Genomic DNA, 15301 nt, shown 5'->3' on the forward strand with positions numbered 1-15301 from the left:
CGCCGGCTCAGCCGTCCGCCTGAGCGTGCAGCCCGTGCCGCCGGTCCTCGTGACCGGCGGCGCGGGCTCCGCGCTTCCTGCCCCTCTGGAGAGCGCATGAGGACCGAGCCGGTCCGGCCCCGCGGCGGGTTGCTCGCCGTGCACGCCCATCCCGACGACGAGACGCTCGCGACCGGCGCGCTGCTGGCGACCTGGGCGGCGTCGGGCGAACCCGTGACGCTCGTGACGTGCACGCGTGGCGAGCAGGGCGAGGTGATCGGCGCCGAGCTCGCGCACCTCGAGGGCGACGGTCCGGCCCTCGCGGCGCACCGGGAAGGCGAGCTGGCCGCCGCGCTGGAGAGCCTGGGCGTGTCCGACCACGTGTTCCTCGACCAGGTCGAGCCCGACGAGCCTCGCAGCTCGCCGGGTGAGGCCGGTGAGCGTGCCTTCCGGGACTCGGGCATGGCGTGGGCCGCGCCGGGTATCGCCCGGGCTGCGGCCGAGGCGGACCTCCCGGAGGGGGCGTTGGTCGGGGTCCCGCTCGACGAGGCGGCGCGCCGGCTCGCGCACGTGCTGCGCGAGCGACGCCCGCGCGTCGTGGTGACGTACGAGCCGTCGGGCGGCTACGGCCACCCGGACCACGTGCGGGCGCACGAGATCACGGTCCGCGCGATCGAGATCGCCCGGGAAGAGGGTTCCGTGGTGCCCGACGGCGGAGCGTCGGACCCGGAGGTCGTCCGGGTGGGTGGTGCTCGCGCAGGCGACCCGTCGGCCGGTCACGACCTCGAGCTGTGGCAGTCGGTGGTGCCCGCCGAGGTCGCGCGAGCAGCTCGCCGTGAGCTGGCCGTCCTGCCCGGCGTCGCCACGCTGCGCTCCGAGCACCCGGAGCTCACGCTGCCGGACCCCGACGAGCCGCTGCCCCCCGTGGCCAAGAAGGGTCTCGAGGAGGTCGTGGTGGTCGACGTCAGGCCGGTGCTCGGTGCCGTGGTCGGCGCACTGCGTGCGCACGCGACCCAGGTGCAGCACGTCGGCGTCGCGCTGGGGAGCGGCGACGGGGACCCGACGAGGGAGGGGGGCCAGGGTGGTGCCGCGGAGGCGCTCGGCTGGTACGCGCTGAGCAACGACGTCCTCGCTGCCCTTCCTTCACGCGAGTTCTACACGGTGACCTCGGAGTCTGCGGGAGCCTCTCGCACGTTCACGGGAAATGATCAGACAGGACCAGTAGCGTGGACGTCGTGAAGAAGACCGGAACCCGTCGCCTGACGCATGCGCTGCTGTGCGTGCTGCTGGGCCTCGTCGTGGGCATCGTCGGCACGGTCATGCACCGAGTCGTGGTGACCGACCACCTCCTTCCCGTGGGGGTCGTCGTCGCGCTGCTCGCGGTGCTGGCCGCCGGGACCCTCGCGCGGGCCTGGGCCGGCTACGCCGGGGTCGTGGGTTTCGCGATCGGATGGGTCGTCGCCGTCCAGGTCCTGTCGATGCGCGGTCCGGGTGGTGACCTGCTCGTTCCCAACCAGACCGTCGGGCTCGTGTGGGTCTACGGCGGGATGCTGCTCGTGGCGGTCACCGCCTTCCTGCCGGCGTCCTGGTTCAGCGACCGGCCCGTGCGGGCCGTCGCCCGCGCGAGCGACGAGTCGTCGCAGCCGCAGATCACCACGGGATCTTCACCCCGGACAACCACCGGACACTTCGGTACAGACGCATAGAATTGCCCCCGTGCGGGCTCCCGCATCCCCCCACTTTCGTCGCGGCTCGACCGCGCACCCACATCATCACGGAGACAGTCGATGGGACACCCGACCGAGCGTGAGAACGCGCCCGACCCGAGCCTGAGCGACGGGACTGCGACTCCTGTGGAGTCAGGAGCCCCGGTCGCTGAGTCCGCGGCAGCCCCGGCAGGGGTGCCCGGTGCGGCCGGCGCTCCGGCGAGCCCGGCGAGCGAGGCCTCCGCGACCGTGTCGGACACGGTGACACCCGAGGCCGAGACCGCCGCCTCCGGTCCGGAGATCGTCGAGCCCGCGGACGAGCCGGCTCCGGTCGAGAGCTCCACGTCGAGCGAGCCGACCGTCCTCGTGGACCAGGCAGCATCGGCTGCGGACACTCCGTCCCCGGACGAGCAGCCCGCCGAGGTGCTCGGTGCAGAGGGCACGGCGGAAGCCGTTGCGGACGCTCCGCCGGTCGTCTCCGACGCAGACCCCGTCCTCCCGACGGCGCCCCAGCCGGTCGCTCCCGCAGCGGCAGCAGCTCCCGCAGGTGAGACGCCCGAGCCGATCGGCACCACGACGCCCGAGCCCGCGGCCCCCGTGTCGGAGGCCCAGGCCGTGACTCCTGCCGCACCTGCACCCATCGAACCGGCGCCGGCGGCTGCCGAGCCCACCGTGCCGGCAGCTGCCGCGCCCACCGTGTCGGCGAGCGCTGCCGAGCAGGCCGTCGCTCCCGAGTCGACCGCCACGGCTTCCGCGGCACCGCGCGGTCCGTCGTTCGACGATGACGACGACGTCCCCTACTCGCCGCGGGTCTTCGCGTTCGATCAGTCGGACGCTGCCACGGAGGCTGTGGCTACCGAGGCGCCGACCGGCGCTGTGACCGAGGTCCTGCCGCCCGTGGAGAACGCACCCGCGCCCGCCGCCGCTGCGCCCGTCGCTTCCGCAGAGCCCACCGCGCCCGCCGCCGCTGCGTCTGAGGCCGCGGCCGTCGACCCGGCCCCGGCCGCCCCGGCCCCGGACGTCCAGGCGACCCAGGTCATCGCGCCCGTGCAGGACGTCCCCGAGGTGCCCGCGACCCCGGTCGAGGCGCCCGCGGCCTCCGAGGTGCCCACCTCACCCTTCGCTCCGGCGACGTCCGCGTGGACGAGTGCCGCGACGTCGGGCCCTGCGGTGCCCCCCGCACCGTCCGCTCCTGCGCGGACGTCCGTCACCTCGGCCTTCACGCCCGTCGGGGCGTCTGCCCCGGCGAACGTGGAGCCGCCGGCCGACGACTCGCCGCTCGCAGGCCTGTCCGGTGACAAGGCTCCGAGCCGACTGCCCAAGGTCGCCCTGTGGGCGGGCATCGGTGTCGTCGTGCTCGGTGGTCTCTACACGGGTGCCCAGTGGTTCTACTCGGACAAGGTGCCGCCCGAGACCACGGTGGCGGGCGTCGAGGTCGGTGGCCTCGACCGGACCTCCGCCGTGGCAGCCCTCGAGAAGGGGCTCTCGGGACGTGCCAAGGAGCCGATCACGCTCCAGGCCGGCGAGGCGACCACGACGCTCGACCCTGCGGCAGCGGGTCTCGCGTTCGACGCCCAGGCGACGGCCGACGAGCTGACGTCGTTCTCCATGAGCCCGGTCCAGCTGTGGAAGCAGCTCTTCGGTGGCGAGGACGAGCCGCCCGTCACCACGGTCGACAAGACCAAGCTCGCGGCCCAGGTCGCGGAGATCGAGGCGGGCCTCAACCTCGAGCCGGTCGACGGTTCGGTCGTGTTCACCGACGGGCAGCCGACCGCGACGCCGGCGCAGGACGGCGCCGAGGTCGTCGCGGACGAGGCCACCACGATCATCGAGTCGTCGTGGCTCACGGCCGCGCAGCCGCTCGAGCTGCCGACCGACCCGATCGCCCCGGCGATCACCCAGGCCGAGACGGACGCAGCGCTGGCGCAGGCCACGACCCTGGTCTCCGCGCCGGTCACGGTCGAGGTCGGCGGACAGCGCGCCGAGCTGAGCCCGGCCGTGCTGGCCGAGGCCGCGGCCTTCAACGCGGCGGACGGCTCGCTCCAGCTCACGTTCGACGGGGCCACGCTCCTCGAGGCGGTCGTCGACGGGACGGACAACCTGCTCAACGAGGCGGCCGACGCCAAGTTCGTGTTCGTCAACGGCGCTCCCGTCATCGAGGGCGGTGCACCCGGGACCACGATCGACCCCGCAGCCCTCAGTGCAGCGGTCGCGACCGCTGGGGCGGGCACCGAGCGGACGGCGACCGTCGAGCTCGTCGAGTCGGACCCCGCACAGTCCGTCGCCGCGCTCGAGGCTCTCGGGGTCAAGGAGAAGATCTCCGAGTTCTCGACGCCCCTGACGAACGACGCCCAGCGGACCGAGAACCTGCGCGTGGGTGCGAGCAAGGTCAACGGGACCCTCGTGCTGCCGGGCGCGACGTTCTCTCTGACCGAGACGCTGTCGCCGATCACCAAGGCCGGCGGCTATTTCTCGGCCGGGATCGTCCAGGACGGCAAGCACGTCGACGGCATCGGTGGCGGTCTGTCGCAGATGGCGACCACGACCTACAACGCCGGGTTCTTCGCGGGCCTCGACGACGTCGAGCACCGCCAGCACAGCTACTGGTTCACCCGCTACCCGGCGGGGCGCGAGGCGACCATCTTCGTCGGCTCGATCGACATGAAGTTCAAGAACGACACGCCCTACGGCGTCCTCATGCAGTCGTGGGTCGCAGGCGGCGAGCTGCACGTCGCGATCTGGAGCACCAAGTACTACGAGGTGCAGACGAGCGAGGGCGAGAAGCGCAACGTCGTCCAGCCGAGCACGGTGACCCACTCGGGTGCCGACTGCGTGCCGCAGCCCAAGGGCAACCCCGGCTTCACGATCACGACGCCTCGCAAGGTCCTGCTCGACGGCAAGGTCGTCAAGGACGAGAAGAACACGTGGACGTACAAGCCGGACAACCAGGTCGTCTGCGCGCCCTGACGAGCTGACCTGCTGACCTCCCACCGGAGGTCGGCGGGTCGCTGTCGGGTGCGCGGCATGGCGCCGGGCACCATCACGGAGCGGGTCGTGGCCACCAGGCCGCGGCCCGCTCCGTCGTGGGGCGCACCACGCCTGTCACCGCACGTAGGGTCGGGGCCCGCGCGTGATCCGGGCCGTCCCACAGGGTCTGGCGTCCGCCGCCAGGTCGTGCCCCCGCGGCTAGACTGCTCGGCGGACGCTGACCGGCGCTGCGCTCGCGCAGCCACCCCTCGAGGCAAGGCAGAGACACTCGATGCTCGGACGTAGTGAACGCGAGTCGGGGGCCCACGCGCGGCTCGCGGCGCAGATCGCGAAGTGGCACGGCGCGGACGGTCTGCCCGCGGGGACCGGCGCCGACGACCTGCTGGACCTGGGGTCCACGACGTCGACCCTGGCGACGGTCGCGAGCATCGACGACCTGGCGGCCGTCATGCACATCGGGCACCCTGCACAGCCGTCGCACGACCTCGAGCGGGCGCTCCTGGCCGCGTCGCCGTCCCTGGTCGTGACGTCGGCCGTCGCGGTCCCCGCCCAGTGGGTGTGGGTGGGTCGGCCCGGGCAGGCCACGGGCAGCGTGGTCGTCGACGAGGCCGGTATGCGCGACTGCCGTCACGTCCTGCGGACCCTGGGTGCGAACCCCCGCCTGGTCCCGTCGCGGACCGCGCTCGACGAGCGCATCGCTCTCTCGGGCCGGGACGGGACCCTCGTGGTCGAGCGTTCGGAGATCCCCGCCGGATGGGCCGAGATCCCGGGCAGCGAGCAGCTGAGCGCGGGCGCCCCGATCTGGTATGGGCTCGTCGAGGCCAGGCGCCCCGCGCCCGTCGTCGAGGGGCAGGCGCAGGTGTGGTTCGCGTTCGGTCCGCGCGACGACCACCGTGGCTCGCTCCAGCAGACGCTGTCGGTCATCGCGGAGAGCGGGATCGACATGCAGCACCTGCGCAGCCACCGCTCGCTCGCGGGGCCGCACATCTTCTTCTCGTCGTTCTCGTGCCCCGACGCGTCGGTCCTGTCCTCGCTCGTGACCGAGCTCGCGGCGCGCGACGTCGCGCACCGCGTCCTCGCGGTGCTCCCGGGACGTGACTTCCTGCCCGGTCCGGACGCCCTGGTGCCGCAGTGGGCGCCGGAGCACGTGGGCTCGTGAGCCGGGTCGCCTACCTCGGGCCGGAGGGCACGTTCACGCACCAGGCGGCCGTGGAGTGGGTCCGGTCCCAGGCGCAGCACGCTGCGGGCCCGGCATCACCCGGCACCTCGGACCGTGCCGAGCGCCCTGACGGCGTGCCCGTCGAGCTGGTGCCCGTCCAGGCCGTGACGGACGTCTACGCGGGGGTCGCCTCGGGGGCCTTCGACCAGGGGATCGTCGCGATCGAGAGCTCGGTCGAGGGCTACGTCGTCCCGTCGCTCGACGCGATCGTGGGCAGCGAGGACGTCGTCGCGATCGACGAGGTGGTCCTCGAGATCACGTTCGACGCGTTCGTCCGGCCGGGCCACGGCGAGCTGACCGAAGTGACCGCGCACCCGCACGGCCTGGCGCAGTGCCAGGGCTTCGTGACGCGCTCGGGGGCGCTGCCGGTGCCGGCCGCGTCCAACGCGGCGGCCTGCCGGGACGCGACCGTGCACCAGGTGGCGCTGGGCCCGAGCATCTGCGGAGAGCTCTACGGCCTGGACCTGCTCGAGGCGGGCGTCGAGGACTTCCACGGCGCACGGACCCGGTTCCTCACGATCGTCCGGCGAGACCGGGCGCGCGACGCGCTCGCGGCGGCGCGGGCCGCGGGGCCCGCACAGTGGCGCACCATGCTCGCGCTCACGCCCCTCGTGACGGGACCGGGGGTCCTGGCGCGCATCACGCAGGCGTTCGGGGCGGGCGGGGTCAACCTGTCGAGCCTCATCACGCGTCCGCTCAAGGCGCTCGAGGGCAAGTACGTGTTCGTCCTGACGGCCGACGCGGCACCGTGGGAACCGGCGGTGCGTGAGGTCCTCGAGGGCCTGCTGGCCGCGGGGGACTCGGTCAAGACGCTCGGCGTCTTCCCGGCCCGTGGCGAGATCGACGAGGCGCTCTCGAGCGACCACGTCCCGGTGGGGTCGGTAGGGGCGGGCGCCGGAGCCGACGAGCTGGACCGGGGGCTGCTGTGGGCATGACGCCGCCGACCGTCGCGGTCCTGGGCCTGGGGCTCATCGGTGGGTCACTGGCCCGGCGGCTCGTGGCCCAGGGGATCGAGGTCACGGGGTACGACTCCTCGGCCGCGACGCGCGCCGAGGCCGCGACGGCCGGGATCCTCGTGGCGGCGGAAGTCGAGGCCCTGTGCAGCGCTGCCCCCGACGTCCTGGTCCTCGCGGTGCCGTTGCGGGCCATGCGTCCGGTGGCCACCGAGGTCGCACGCCACGTGCCGGCGACGACCCTCGTCACGGACGTCGGGTCGGTCAAGGGGCCGGTCCGCGACGTCCTCGACGCGTGCGGGCTGGGAGAGCGCTACGTCGGTGCGCACCCCATGGCGGGTACCGAGCAGTCTGGCTTCGGGTCTTCCTCGGCGTCGCTGCTCGACGGCGCGCGGTGGGCCGTCACGGTCACCGAGCGCACGCGGGCGGACCTGCTCGTGAGGCTGCTCGCGCTCGTGACGGGACCCGCGGGTGGGAGCGCCTACGTCCTGACGGACGAGGTGCACGACGAGGCAGCGGCGCTCGTCAGCCACGTCCCGCACGCGTTCGCGATCGAGCTGCTGAACCTGGTCTCGGCGGCCCCGGTGCGTGACGTCGCGCTGGCGCTCGCGGCGGGCAGCTTCCGGGACGGGACCCGGGTGGGCCGGACCGATCCACGCCGGACCGAGGCCATGCTCACCGAGAACGCGGGGTGGGTCGCCCCGGCCCTGCGTCTCGCGGCACGGGACCTGGAGGCGCTCGCGACGGCGCTCGAGGCCAACGCCTCGACGTCGGAGTTCTTCGACCGGGCCGACGACGTCCGGTCGACCTGGCAGCCTCGGGGCGCCGCCGGGCCGTCGTCGGGCGAGTCAGGGGTACCGGTGAGAGACGGCTCGGGGGAGCAGCTGACGGTCGACCTCGCGGAGCCCGACGGTCCAGCGGAGCTCGTCGAGCTCTGCCTCGCGGGCTGGGCCGTCGTCTCGGTGCAGGACTCGCTCGTGGGCCTGCACCGGTAGGCCCGGCCTTCGGCGGCACGGCGGTCCCGCCGTGGAGCCGTTGTCCTGCGCCGCCGAGAGCCGGTCCCGGTTCCGCGGGCCACCCCAGTGCCGCTCGGGTGCCGCTCGAGTGCCGCCCGGGTGCCGCCCGGGTGCCCCTCGCGCTGCCGGTGTCGGGGGTCCGTGGAACCGTGGGGGCCATGGAGATCACACGGATGCAGCCGGCCGGGCTCGTGGTGAGCCCGGCGTTCAGTCATGTCGCGATCGTCCCTGCGGGCGCCGCGACCATCTACGTGGGCGGCCAGAACGGCGTCGACGACACGGGCGCGGTCGTCTCGGACGACGTCGTCGAGCAGTCGGTCCGGACGATCGACAACGTGAGCATCGCGCTCGAGGCAGCGGGGGCCTCGCTCGCCGACGTCGTGCAGTGGACGGTCCTGCTGGTCGCCGACGCGGACCTCGGTGCGGCCTACGGTGCGATCGCGCCGCGGCTGGCGACCTCCGGGGCGCCGCCGCTGGTGACCGCAGCGCGCGTCGCGGGGCTCGGGGTGCCGGGAGCGCTGATCGAGGTGAGCGCGATCGCCGCGGTCGTCCCGGGCTGAGGCCGGGCGGGGACGGCCCCGCGCGCGGGGTTCGGCCCGGTGCCGGGCTCAGTCGACCGGTTGGCGGGGCAGCCGGCGGGGTGGCCTCGGAGGGATGCGCTTGGCCGCGACGAGCTGGTCGGCGGGGATCGTCACCTCGACCGCCTCGCGCGATCCGCCGGCGTCGGTGCGGACCGTCACGGACCGGCCGGGCACGGTCGACAGGACGATCCCGATCACGTCGGTCACGGTCTTCGCGGCCTCGCCGCTCGCCGCGTCGCGCGTCGCGAGCGACTCCGCGGCGCTCAGGCGCCGGCGGAGCACGACGCGCGTGCCCGTGGGCCAGTCGGCCCAATCGGGGTCGACGGCGGGGAAGCGGTGCGAGGGGTTCACAGCAGTCGTCACGCTCCCTTGGTCGGCGGGTGGCCAGGATGTCCGTCTCCTGAGAGATACTAGGGGGAAGTGCCCTGTGCAGAAGGTGGAAGGACCTCCGACGTGACGTACGTGATTGCTCAGCCTTGTGTGGACGTGAAGGACAAGGCGTGCATCGAGGAGTGTCCGGTGGACTGCATCTACGAGGGCAAGCGGTCGTTGTACATCCATCCTGACGAGTGTGTGGACTGTGGTGCGTGCGAGCCGGTGTGTCCGGTGGAGGCGATCTACTACGAGGACGACGTGCCTTCGGAGTGGAGCGACTACTACCGGGCGAACGTGGAGTTCTTCGATGACCTGGGGTCGCCGGGTGGTGCGGCGAAGATGGGCATGATCGAGAAGGACGACCCGATGATCGCTGCCCTGGCCCCCCAGGCCTGAGCCCGGAGGCCGGACAACACCATGGGATTCGCCAGCCTGGGTGGCCTCGCCTACCCGTGGGACTCGCTCACGCCGTTCGCCGAGCGCGCCCGTCAGCACCCGCGGGGGATCGTGGACCTCTCGATCGGCACGCCGGTCGACCCGACCCCCGCCGTCGTCCGCGACGCGCTCGCCGCAGCCGGTGACGCGCACGGCTACCCGACCACGCACGGCACGCCCGCGCTGCGCGAGGCCGTCGTCGACTGGTTCGCGCGGCGTCGCGGCGTGCCCGGGCTGGACCCGGACGCCGTGCTGCCGACGGTCGGTTCCAAGGAGCTCGTGGGCCTCCTGCCGTCGCTGCTGAGGCTCGGCCCGGGGGACGTCGTCGTGCACCCGGCCACCGCGTACCCCACGTACGACGTGGGTGCCCGGCTCGCCGGGGCGACCCCGCTCGCGACCGACCGGGTCGAGGACTGGGCCGGGCGCGACGACGTGCGTCTGGTCTGGGTCAACTCGCCGGGCAACCCGACGGGCGAGGTCCTCGGGGTCGAGGAGCTCGCGCGGGTGGTCGCGGCCGCCCGGGAGATCGGCGCGGTCGTCGTGAGCGACGAGTGCTACGCCGAGCTCGCGTGGGAGGAGCCGTTCGCGAGCTCCGGCGTGCCGAGCATCCTGGACCCGCGCGTGAGCGGCGGGTCGAACGAGGGCCTGCTCGCCGCCTACTCGCTGTCCAAGCAGTCGAACCTCGCGGGGTACCGGGCCGCGTTCGTCGCGGGCGACCCGGCGGTGGTCGCCGACCTGCTCACGACGCGCAAGCACCTGGGCATGATCGTGCCGGCCCCGGTCCAGGCGGCCATGGTCGCGGCCCTCACGGACGACGCGCACGTCGCGGCGCAGCGCGAGGTGTACCGGCGACGTCGGGACGTGCTCCTGCCTGCGCTGGGGCACGCGGGTCTCGAGGTCGACGGGTCGCAGGCGGGTCTGTACCTCTGGTCGCGCCCCGCGGGCGCGGCGGAGGACCAGGACTGCTGGCAGACCGTGGGGGCTCTCGCGGACCTCGGCATCCTCGTGGGTCCCGGGGCCTTCTACGGCCCGACGGCGGCGGGTCACGTCCGCGTGGCGCTCACCGCGAGCGACGAGCGGGTGCACGAGGCGGCGGCCCGGTTGACCGCGGTGTGACCCACCTGTCGATTGTTGGGCGAACTGCGCCTCGTTCTCGCCTGTGACCCGCATCACAGGCGAGTGTCGGTTGTGTGACCGTTCCAGATTGGTCACGTGTGGGTGAAGCGAGTACCGTCGACCCAGGCCAACGCTGTCCGACACTTCGGCCACCGACGGCTCGGCCGGACAGGTGGCGATCTCGCGGCGACACCACGGAAGACACGCGCAGCCACCCGCAGGGGGAGCGGCAGCGCGCAAGGAAGGAAGACATGACCACCACCCAGCAGGCGACCGTTCGGCTCGTCGTCAACGAATCGAGCCAGGACCTGCCCGTGGTCGCAGCGACCGAGGGCAACGACGGCATCGTCGTGTCCTCGTTGCTCAAGTCGACCGGGCTCGTCACCGTGGACCCCGGGTTCATGAACACCGCCTCGTGCGAGTCGGAGATCACGTACATCGACGGCGACGCGGGGATCCTGCGCTACCGCGGGTACCCGATCGACCAGCTCGCGGAGAAGTCCACGTTCCTCGAGGTCGCCTACCTCCTGATCCACGGCGAGCTCCCGGACGGGCCCACGCTCGACGCGTTCGTCGAGCGCGTCAACCGCCACACCCTGGTGCACGAGGACTTCCGTACGTTCATGGGGACGTTCCCCCGCAACGCGCACCCCATGGCGGTGCTGTCGTCGGCGATCAACGCGCTGTCGACGTTCTACCCGGAGTCGCTCGACCCGTTCGACGACGAGACGGTCGAGCTCGCGACGGTCCTGCTCCTCGCCAAGACGCGGACCATCACGTCCTACCTGCACCGTCGCGCCGTGGGCGAGCCGCTGCTCTACCCGGACTACTCGCGCGGGTACGTCGACGACTTCCTGCGCATGACGTTCGCGACGCCCTACGAGAAGTACGAGTCCGACCCGACCGTGGTCGACGCGCTCGACAAGCTCCTCATCCTGCACGCGGACCACGAGCAGAACTGCTCGACCTCGACCGTGCGCGTCGTGGGCTCGAGCCACGCCAACCTCTACGCGTCGGTCGCCGCGGGCGTCAACGCGCTCTCGGGCCCGCTGCACGGTGGTGCCAACGAGGCCGTCTTGTCGATGCTGGACAAGATCCAGAACAGCGACTTCGACGTCGACACCTTCATGAAGAAGGTGAAGAACAAGGAGGACGGCGTCCGCCTCATGGGCTTCGGGCACCGGGTCTACAAGAACTACGACCCGCGCGCGGCGATCGTCAAGGCCAAGGCCGACGCGGTGCTCTCGACCCTCGGCAAGAAGGACGAGCTGCTCGACATCGCGCTGCGGCTCGAGGAGATCGCGCTCAACGACGACTACTTCATCGAGCGCAAGCTCTACCCGAACGTCGACTTCTACACCGGCCTGATCTACAAGGCCATGGGCTTCTCGCCGGCCATGTTCACCCCGCTGTTCGCCCTGGGCCGCATGCCCGGGTGGATCGCGCAGTGGCGCGAGATGATGAAGGACCCGCAGACCAAGATCGGGCGCCCGCGCCAGGTCTACACGGGCGCGACCGAGCGTCCGTACCTGCCGGTCGACGGTCGCTGACCTCGTCGATCGCCATCGCTGACGACGGCGCCCCGCACCTTTCGGTGCGGGGCGCCGTCGTCGCGTGCGGGAAGTGCTCGGTAGGAGGGAGCGCGACCGCTCAGCCCTGACGGTCGCTGCGCGCGAGGGGTCACGCCTCGTCGGCCGTGGCGACCGTGACCCGCACCTGGCCGACCGGGAGGGCATCGCCGGCCTCGTCCGGAGGCAGGTCGCCCGACGGCGTCCACACGGGGTCCTCGCGGGTCCAGGTGCTGTCACCGACGTCCACCCGGACGACGTCCGTCGCGTCGGCGCTCGCGACGGCCCACTGGGCGACGGCCCACCCGGTCCGGCGGGCCTCCGACGCGACTCCCGTGAGCGGCGCGGTGTCCACCACGGTGCTCGCTCCCTCGACCGTGACCGGCAGGTCTCCGAGGTCGCGCACGACGCGCGCCCTCAGCGCCTCGTTCGAGTCCTCGACGCTCACGAGCGTGGCCGGGTCGACCGCGACGAGCTCGCACGAGAGGGTGCCCTCGGAGTTGCCCGTCAGGGCCGAGGCCCACGCGCGCGACCTGGACTCGTGCTGCGCGTAGGCGTCGGGGAAGCCGGAACGCTGCACGGTCTGGGCCGCGACCGTCACCGGGAGGTCCTCGTAGCCGTCCACCGCGTCGAGGCCGTCGTAGAACGCCGTGGTCGAGTAGACGGGGTCCATGATCTGCTCGACGGTTCCCCAGCCCTGGGACGGGCGCTGCTGGAACAGCCCGATCGAGTCGCGGTCGCCGTAGTCGATGTTGAGCAGCCGCGACTCCTGCAGCGCCGTCGCGAGGCCGATCGTCGCGGCACGTGCGGGCATGCCGCGACGCACCGTCGTGACGGCGATCAGGGCGGCGTTGTCAGCCTGGGCAGGGGAGAGGTGCCAGGCCTGCCCGTCGGCCTCGGCCGAGCAGCGCTCGGCGACGGGTGTGTGGTCGGTCAGCCGGTTGAGCGCGATGACGACCCCGGCGCTCGCGACCGCGAGGACGGTCACGACCGTGACGGCGAGGCGCAGCGGGCGGCGCCGACGCCTGCGGACGTCGCGCCCCTGGGCGTGGAGGCTCGTGCCCTCCTGCCCAGGAGCGGACGGGGCGCCCTGGTGGCCCGGGGCGCCGAAGACGGAGGACATGTCAGTTCGCGTGCAGCGCGGCGTTGAGCTCGATCCCGACGCCCGTGCGCGAGACCGCCTCGACACCGCCCGTGAGGGAGTTGCGGCGGAAGAGGAGGTTGTCCTGGCCCGACAGGTCGCGGGCCTTGACGACCACGGGCCCGCCGTCGGGACCGCTGCGTCCCACGAGGGTGACCTTGGTGCCCGCAGTCACGTAGAGCCCGGACTCGACGACGCAGTCGTCGCCGAGCGGGATGCCCAGCCCGGCGTTGGCGCCGAGGAGCGAGCGCTGGCCGATCGAGATGATCTCGCGGCCACCGCCCGAGAGCGTGCCCATGATGGACGCGCCGCCGCCGATGTCCGACCCGTCGCCCACGACCACGCCGGCCGAGATGCGGCCCTCGACCATCGAGGTGCCGAGGGTGCCGGCGTTGAAGTTCACGAAGCCCTCGTGCATGACGGTCGTGCCCGCGGCAAGGTGCGCGCCCAGGCGCACGCGGTCGGCGTCGGCGATGCGCACGCCCGAGGGGACCACGTAGTCGACCATGCGGGGGAACTTGTCGACCCCGAGGACCTGCACCGGCTGGCCCGTCGCGGCGCGCAGGCGCAGGCGCGTCTCCTCGAAGCCCTCGACCGCGCAGGGGCCGTGGTTGGTCCAGACGACGTTGGCGAGGGCGCCGAACACGCCGTCGAGGTTGAGGCCGTGGGGGGCCACGAGGCGGTGCGAGAGCAGGTGGAGGCGCAGGTAGGCGTCCGCCGCGCCCGACGGTGCGGCGTCCAGGTCGATCACGGTGCGCACGACCACGACGTCCACGCGGCGTGCCTCGTCGTGCTCGGTCAGCGCGTCGAGCGACGCGGGGACGGTCTCGTCCGAGGGGGCCTCCCCGAGCACGGGGGACGGGTACCAGACGTCGAGGACGGCGCCCTCGTCGGTCACGGTGGCGAGGCCGAAGGCCCAGGCGGTGCGGGGGCCCGTTGCGGCGCCGGTGGGAGTCGCTGAAGTCATGCCTTCACCCTATCCGTCACTCCAGGCCGGGGGGTGAACTGTCCGGGTAGGGTCTGCGTGTGACCAGCGACGAGACTCCCGACCAGTCCTCCGACCAGACCGCACCGCCGGTGTCGTCGGTACCGGTGATCCGGCTCGACCTCGACGGCGACCTCACCGCGCTCTTCCGCGCGGTGTGCGACGTGCCGTCCGTGAGCGGGGACGAGCGGGCTCTGGCCGACGCGGTCGAGGCCGCGCTGCGACCGCTCGCGCACCTGGACGTCGTGCGTGACGGCAACGCGATCGTCGCCCGCACGCACCTCGGGCGCTCGCGCCGCGTCGTGATCGCCGGGCACATCGACACGGTCCCGCTCACCGACCCGCCGAACCTGCCCACCCGCGTGGTCGGCGAGGGTGCCCAGGCCGAGGTCTGGGGGCGCGGCACGGTCGACATGAAGGGTGGGGTCGCGATCCAGCTCGCGCTCGCGGCCTCGCTGACCTCGCCCAACCAGGACGTCACGTGGGTCTTCTACGACCTCGAGGAGGTCGCGTCCGACCTCAACGGTCTGGGACGCCTGGCCCGCAACCACCCCGAGCTCCTCCAGGGCGACTTCGCGATCCTCGGCGAGCCCACGGCCGCGGGCATCGAGGGCGGCTGCAACGGGACGCTGCGGGTCGAGGTCCGCGTCCCCGGGGTCACGGCGCACTCGGCGCGGGCGTGGATGGGGTCCAACGCGATCCACTCGGCGTCGGTCGTGCTCGACCGCCTCGCGGCCTACGAGCCCGCGTCGATCGAGGTCGAGGGGCTCGTCTACCGCGAGGGCATGAACGCGGTCGGCATCTGCGGCGGCATCGCGGGGAACGTCATCCCGGACGAGTGCGTGGTCACGGTCAACTACCGCTTCGCGCCCTCGCGCTCGCTGCCCGACGCCGAGGCGCACGTCCGCGACCTCTTCTCCGGATTCGAGGTGGTCGTCACCGACGCCGCCCCCGGTGCGCGCCCCGGGCTCGACGACCCGATCGCCGCCGACTTCGCCGAGACGGTGCTGAGCCTCACGGGCGGCCGGCCGGCGCCCAAGTACGGCTGGACCGACGTGGCGCGCTTCGCGGAGCTGGGGGTCCCGGCCGTGAACTTCGGCCCCGGCGACCCGCTGCTCGCGCACAAGGACGACGAGCGCTGCCCGGTCGGGCACCTCGCGCTGTGCCACGACGCGCTGCACGCGTGGCTCACCCGCTGATCGTCCCCGCCACGGGTCCTGTGAACGCTTAGGCTCGAGA

At 73.1% G+C, this 15301-nt stretch carries 14 protein-coding genes; 11 read left to right on the forward strand and 3 right to left on the reverse strand.

From position 1 onward, the window contains the following. Window positions 1–96: 96 nt before the first annotated feature. The 7 genes from OERS_RS07535 (at window position 97) to OERS_RS07565 (ending at window position 8421) form a co-directional block, all read left to right on the forward strand. A complete protein-coding gene (locus OERS_RS07535; RefSeq protein ID WP_068625324.1) occupies window positions 97–1218 on the forward strand; it encodes a PIG-L family deacetylase in 1122 nt (373 codons plus the stop codon). Next, complete coding sequence (locus tag OERS_RS07540; protein WP_197486997.1) at window positions 1215–1685, forward strand: DUF6113 family protein; 471 nt, start codon at window positions 1215–1217, stop codon at window positions 1683–1685. The genes OERS_RS07535 and OERS_RS07540 overlap by 4 nt, the downstream gene beginning before the upstream one ends. 81 nt (window positions 1686–1766) lie before the next feature. Then, window positions 1767–4652, forward strand: coding sequence for a VanW family protein (locus OERS_RS07545; protein ID WP_068625326.1), 2886 nt, complete (start codon window positions 1767–1769; stop codon window positions 4650–4652). 292 nt (window positions 4653–4944) lie between these two features. After that, complete coding sequence (locus OERS_RS07550) at window positions 4945–5832, forward strand: hypothetical protein (protein WP_056654578.1); 888 nt, start codon at window positions 4945–4947, stop codon at window positions 5830–5832. Then, window positions 5829–6827 carry a prephenate dehydratase gene (locus tag OERS_RS07555; protein WP_082848752.1) on the forward strand — a complete coding sequence of 333 codons (999 nt, stop codon included), beginning with the start codon at window positions 5829–5831 and terminating at the stop codon, window positions 6825–6827. Before OERS_RS07550 ends, OERS_RS07555 begins: the two co-directional genes overlap by 4 nt. Next, on the forward strand, window positions 6824–7840 hold the full coding sequence (locus OERS_RS07560) for a prephenate dehydrogenase (protein ID WP_068625354.1): 1017 nt from the start codon (window positions 6824–6826) through the stop codon (window positions 7838–7840). The genes OERS_RS07555 and OERS_RS07560 overlap by 4 nt, the downstream gene beginning before the upstream one ends. A 179-nt stretch (window positions 7841–8019) precedes the next feature. Continuing rightward, entirely contained in the window at window positions 8020–8421 is a 402-nt protein-coding gene (locus OERS_RS07565; RefSeq protein ID WP_068625328.1) for a RidA family protein, read from the forward strand. Window positions 8422–8469: 48 nt separating this feature from the next. Here OERS_RS07565 and OERS_RS21970 read toward each other — a convergent pair whose 3' ends face one another. Beyond that, a complete protein-coding gene (locus OERS_RS21970; protein ID WP_248948446.1) occupies window positions 8470–8805 on the reverse strand; it encodes a hypothetical protein in 336 nt (111 codons plus the stop codon). 90 nt (window positions 8806–8895) lie between these two features. On the opposite strand from OERS_RS21970, the gene fdxA reads away from it, so the two are divergent. From fdxA to OERS_RS07585, 3 genes are all read left to right on the forward strand, one after another. Continuing rightward, window positions 8896–9213: a ferredoxin gene (gene fdxA, locus OERS_RS07575; protein ID WP_056764260.1), complete on the forward strand. Its 318-nt coding sequence runs from the start codon at window positions 8896–8898 to the stop codon at window positions 9211–9213. Between the two features lie 21 nt (window positions 9214–9234). Further along, window positions 9235–10368: a succinyldiaminopimelate transaminase gene (dapC, locus tag OERS_RS07580; protein ID WP_068625330.1), complete on the forward strand. Its 1134-nt coding sequence runs from the start codon at window positions 9235–9237 to the stop codon at window positions 10366–10368. Window positions 10369–10619: 251 nt separating this feature from the next. Continuing rightward, entirely contained in the window at window positions 10620–11918 is a 1299-nt protein-coding gene (locus OERS_RS07585; RefSeq protein ID WP_056650274.1) for a citrate synthase, read from the forward strand. Window positions 11919–12048: 130 nt separating this feature from the next. On the opposite strand, the gene OERS_RS07590 is transcribed toward OERS_RS07585, so the two are convergent. Further along, the gene (locus OERS_RS07590; protein WP_248948448.1) at window positions 12049–13059 is read right to left on the reverse strand and encodes a hypothetical protein; all 1011 of its coding nucleotides are present in this window, start codon (window positions 13057–13059) and stop codon (window positions 12049–12051) included. A gap of 1 nt (window position 13060) precedes the next feature. After that, window positions 13061–14044 (reverse strand): 2,3,4,5-tetrahydropyridine-2,6-dicarboxylate N-succinyltransferase, encoded by a 984-nt coding sequence (dapD, locus tag OERS_RS07595; protein ID WP_068625331.1) that lies wholly within the window; start codon window positions 14042–14044, stop codon window positions 13061–13063. A gap of 110 nt (window positions 14045–14154) precedes the next feature. On the opposite strand from dapD, the gene dapE reads away from it, so the two are divergent. Then, window positions 14155–15261, forward strand: a complete 1107-nt coding sequence (dapE, locus tag OERS_RS07600; protein ID WP_068625356.1) for a succinyl-diaminopimelate desuccinylase — start codon at window positions 14155–14157, stop codon at window positions 15259–15261. Window positions 15262–15301: the final 40 nt, after the last annotated feature.

Source organism: Oerskovia enterophila (assembly GCF_001692445.1).
GTDB lineage: Bacteria > Actinomycetota > Actinomycetes > Actinomycetales > Cellulomonadaceae > Oerskovia > Oerskovia enterophila.

Excerpts from the sequence above, each read along its gene's own strand:
- OERS_RS07535 (WP_068625324.1), top strand. The coding sequence starts at position 97 with ATGAGGACCGAGCCGGTCCGGCCCCGCGGCGGGTTGCTCGCCGTGCAC.
- OERS_RS07545 (WP_068625326.1), top strand. The coding sequence starts at position 1,767 with ATGGGACACCCGACCGAGCGTGAGAACGCGCCCGACCCGAGCCTGAGC.
- OERS_RS07550 (WP_056654578.1), top strand. The coding sequence starts at position 4,945 with ATGCTCGGACGTAGTGAACGCGAGTCGGGGGCCCACGCGCGGCTCGCG.
- OERS_RS07560 (WP_068625354.1), top strand. The coding sequence starts at position 6,824 with ATGACGCCGCCGACCGTCGCGGTCCTGGGCCTGGGGCTCATCGGTGGG.
- OERS_RS07565 (WP_068625328.1), top strand. The coding sequence starts at position 8,020 with ATGGAGATCACACGGATGCAGCCGGCCGGGCTCGTGGTGAGCCCGGCG.
- dapC (WP_068625330.1), top strand. The coding sequence starts at position 9,235 with ATGGGATTCGCCAGCCTGGGTGGCCTCGCCTACCCGTGGGACTCGCTC.
- OERS_RS07585 (WP_056650274.1), top strand. The coding sequence starts at position 10,620 with ATGACCACCACCCAGCAGGCGACCGTTCGGCTCGTCGTCAACGAATCG.
- OERS_RS07590 (WP_248948448.1), bottom strand. The coding sequence starts at position 13,059 with ATGTCCTCCGTCTTCGGCGCCCCGGGCCACCAGGGCGCCCCGTCCGCT.
- dapD (WP_068625331.1), bottom strand. The coding sequence starts at position 14,044 with ATGACTTCAGCGACTCCCACCGGCGCCGCAACGGGCCCCCGCACCGCC.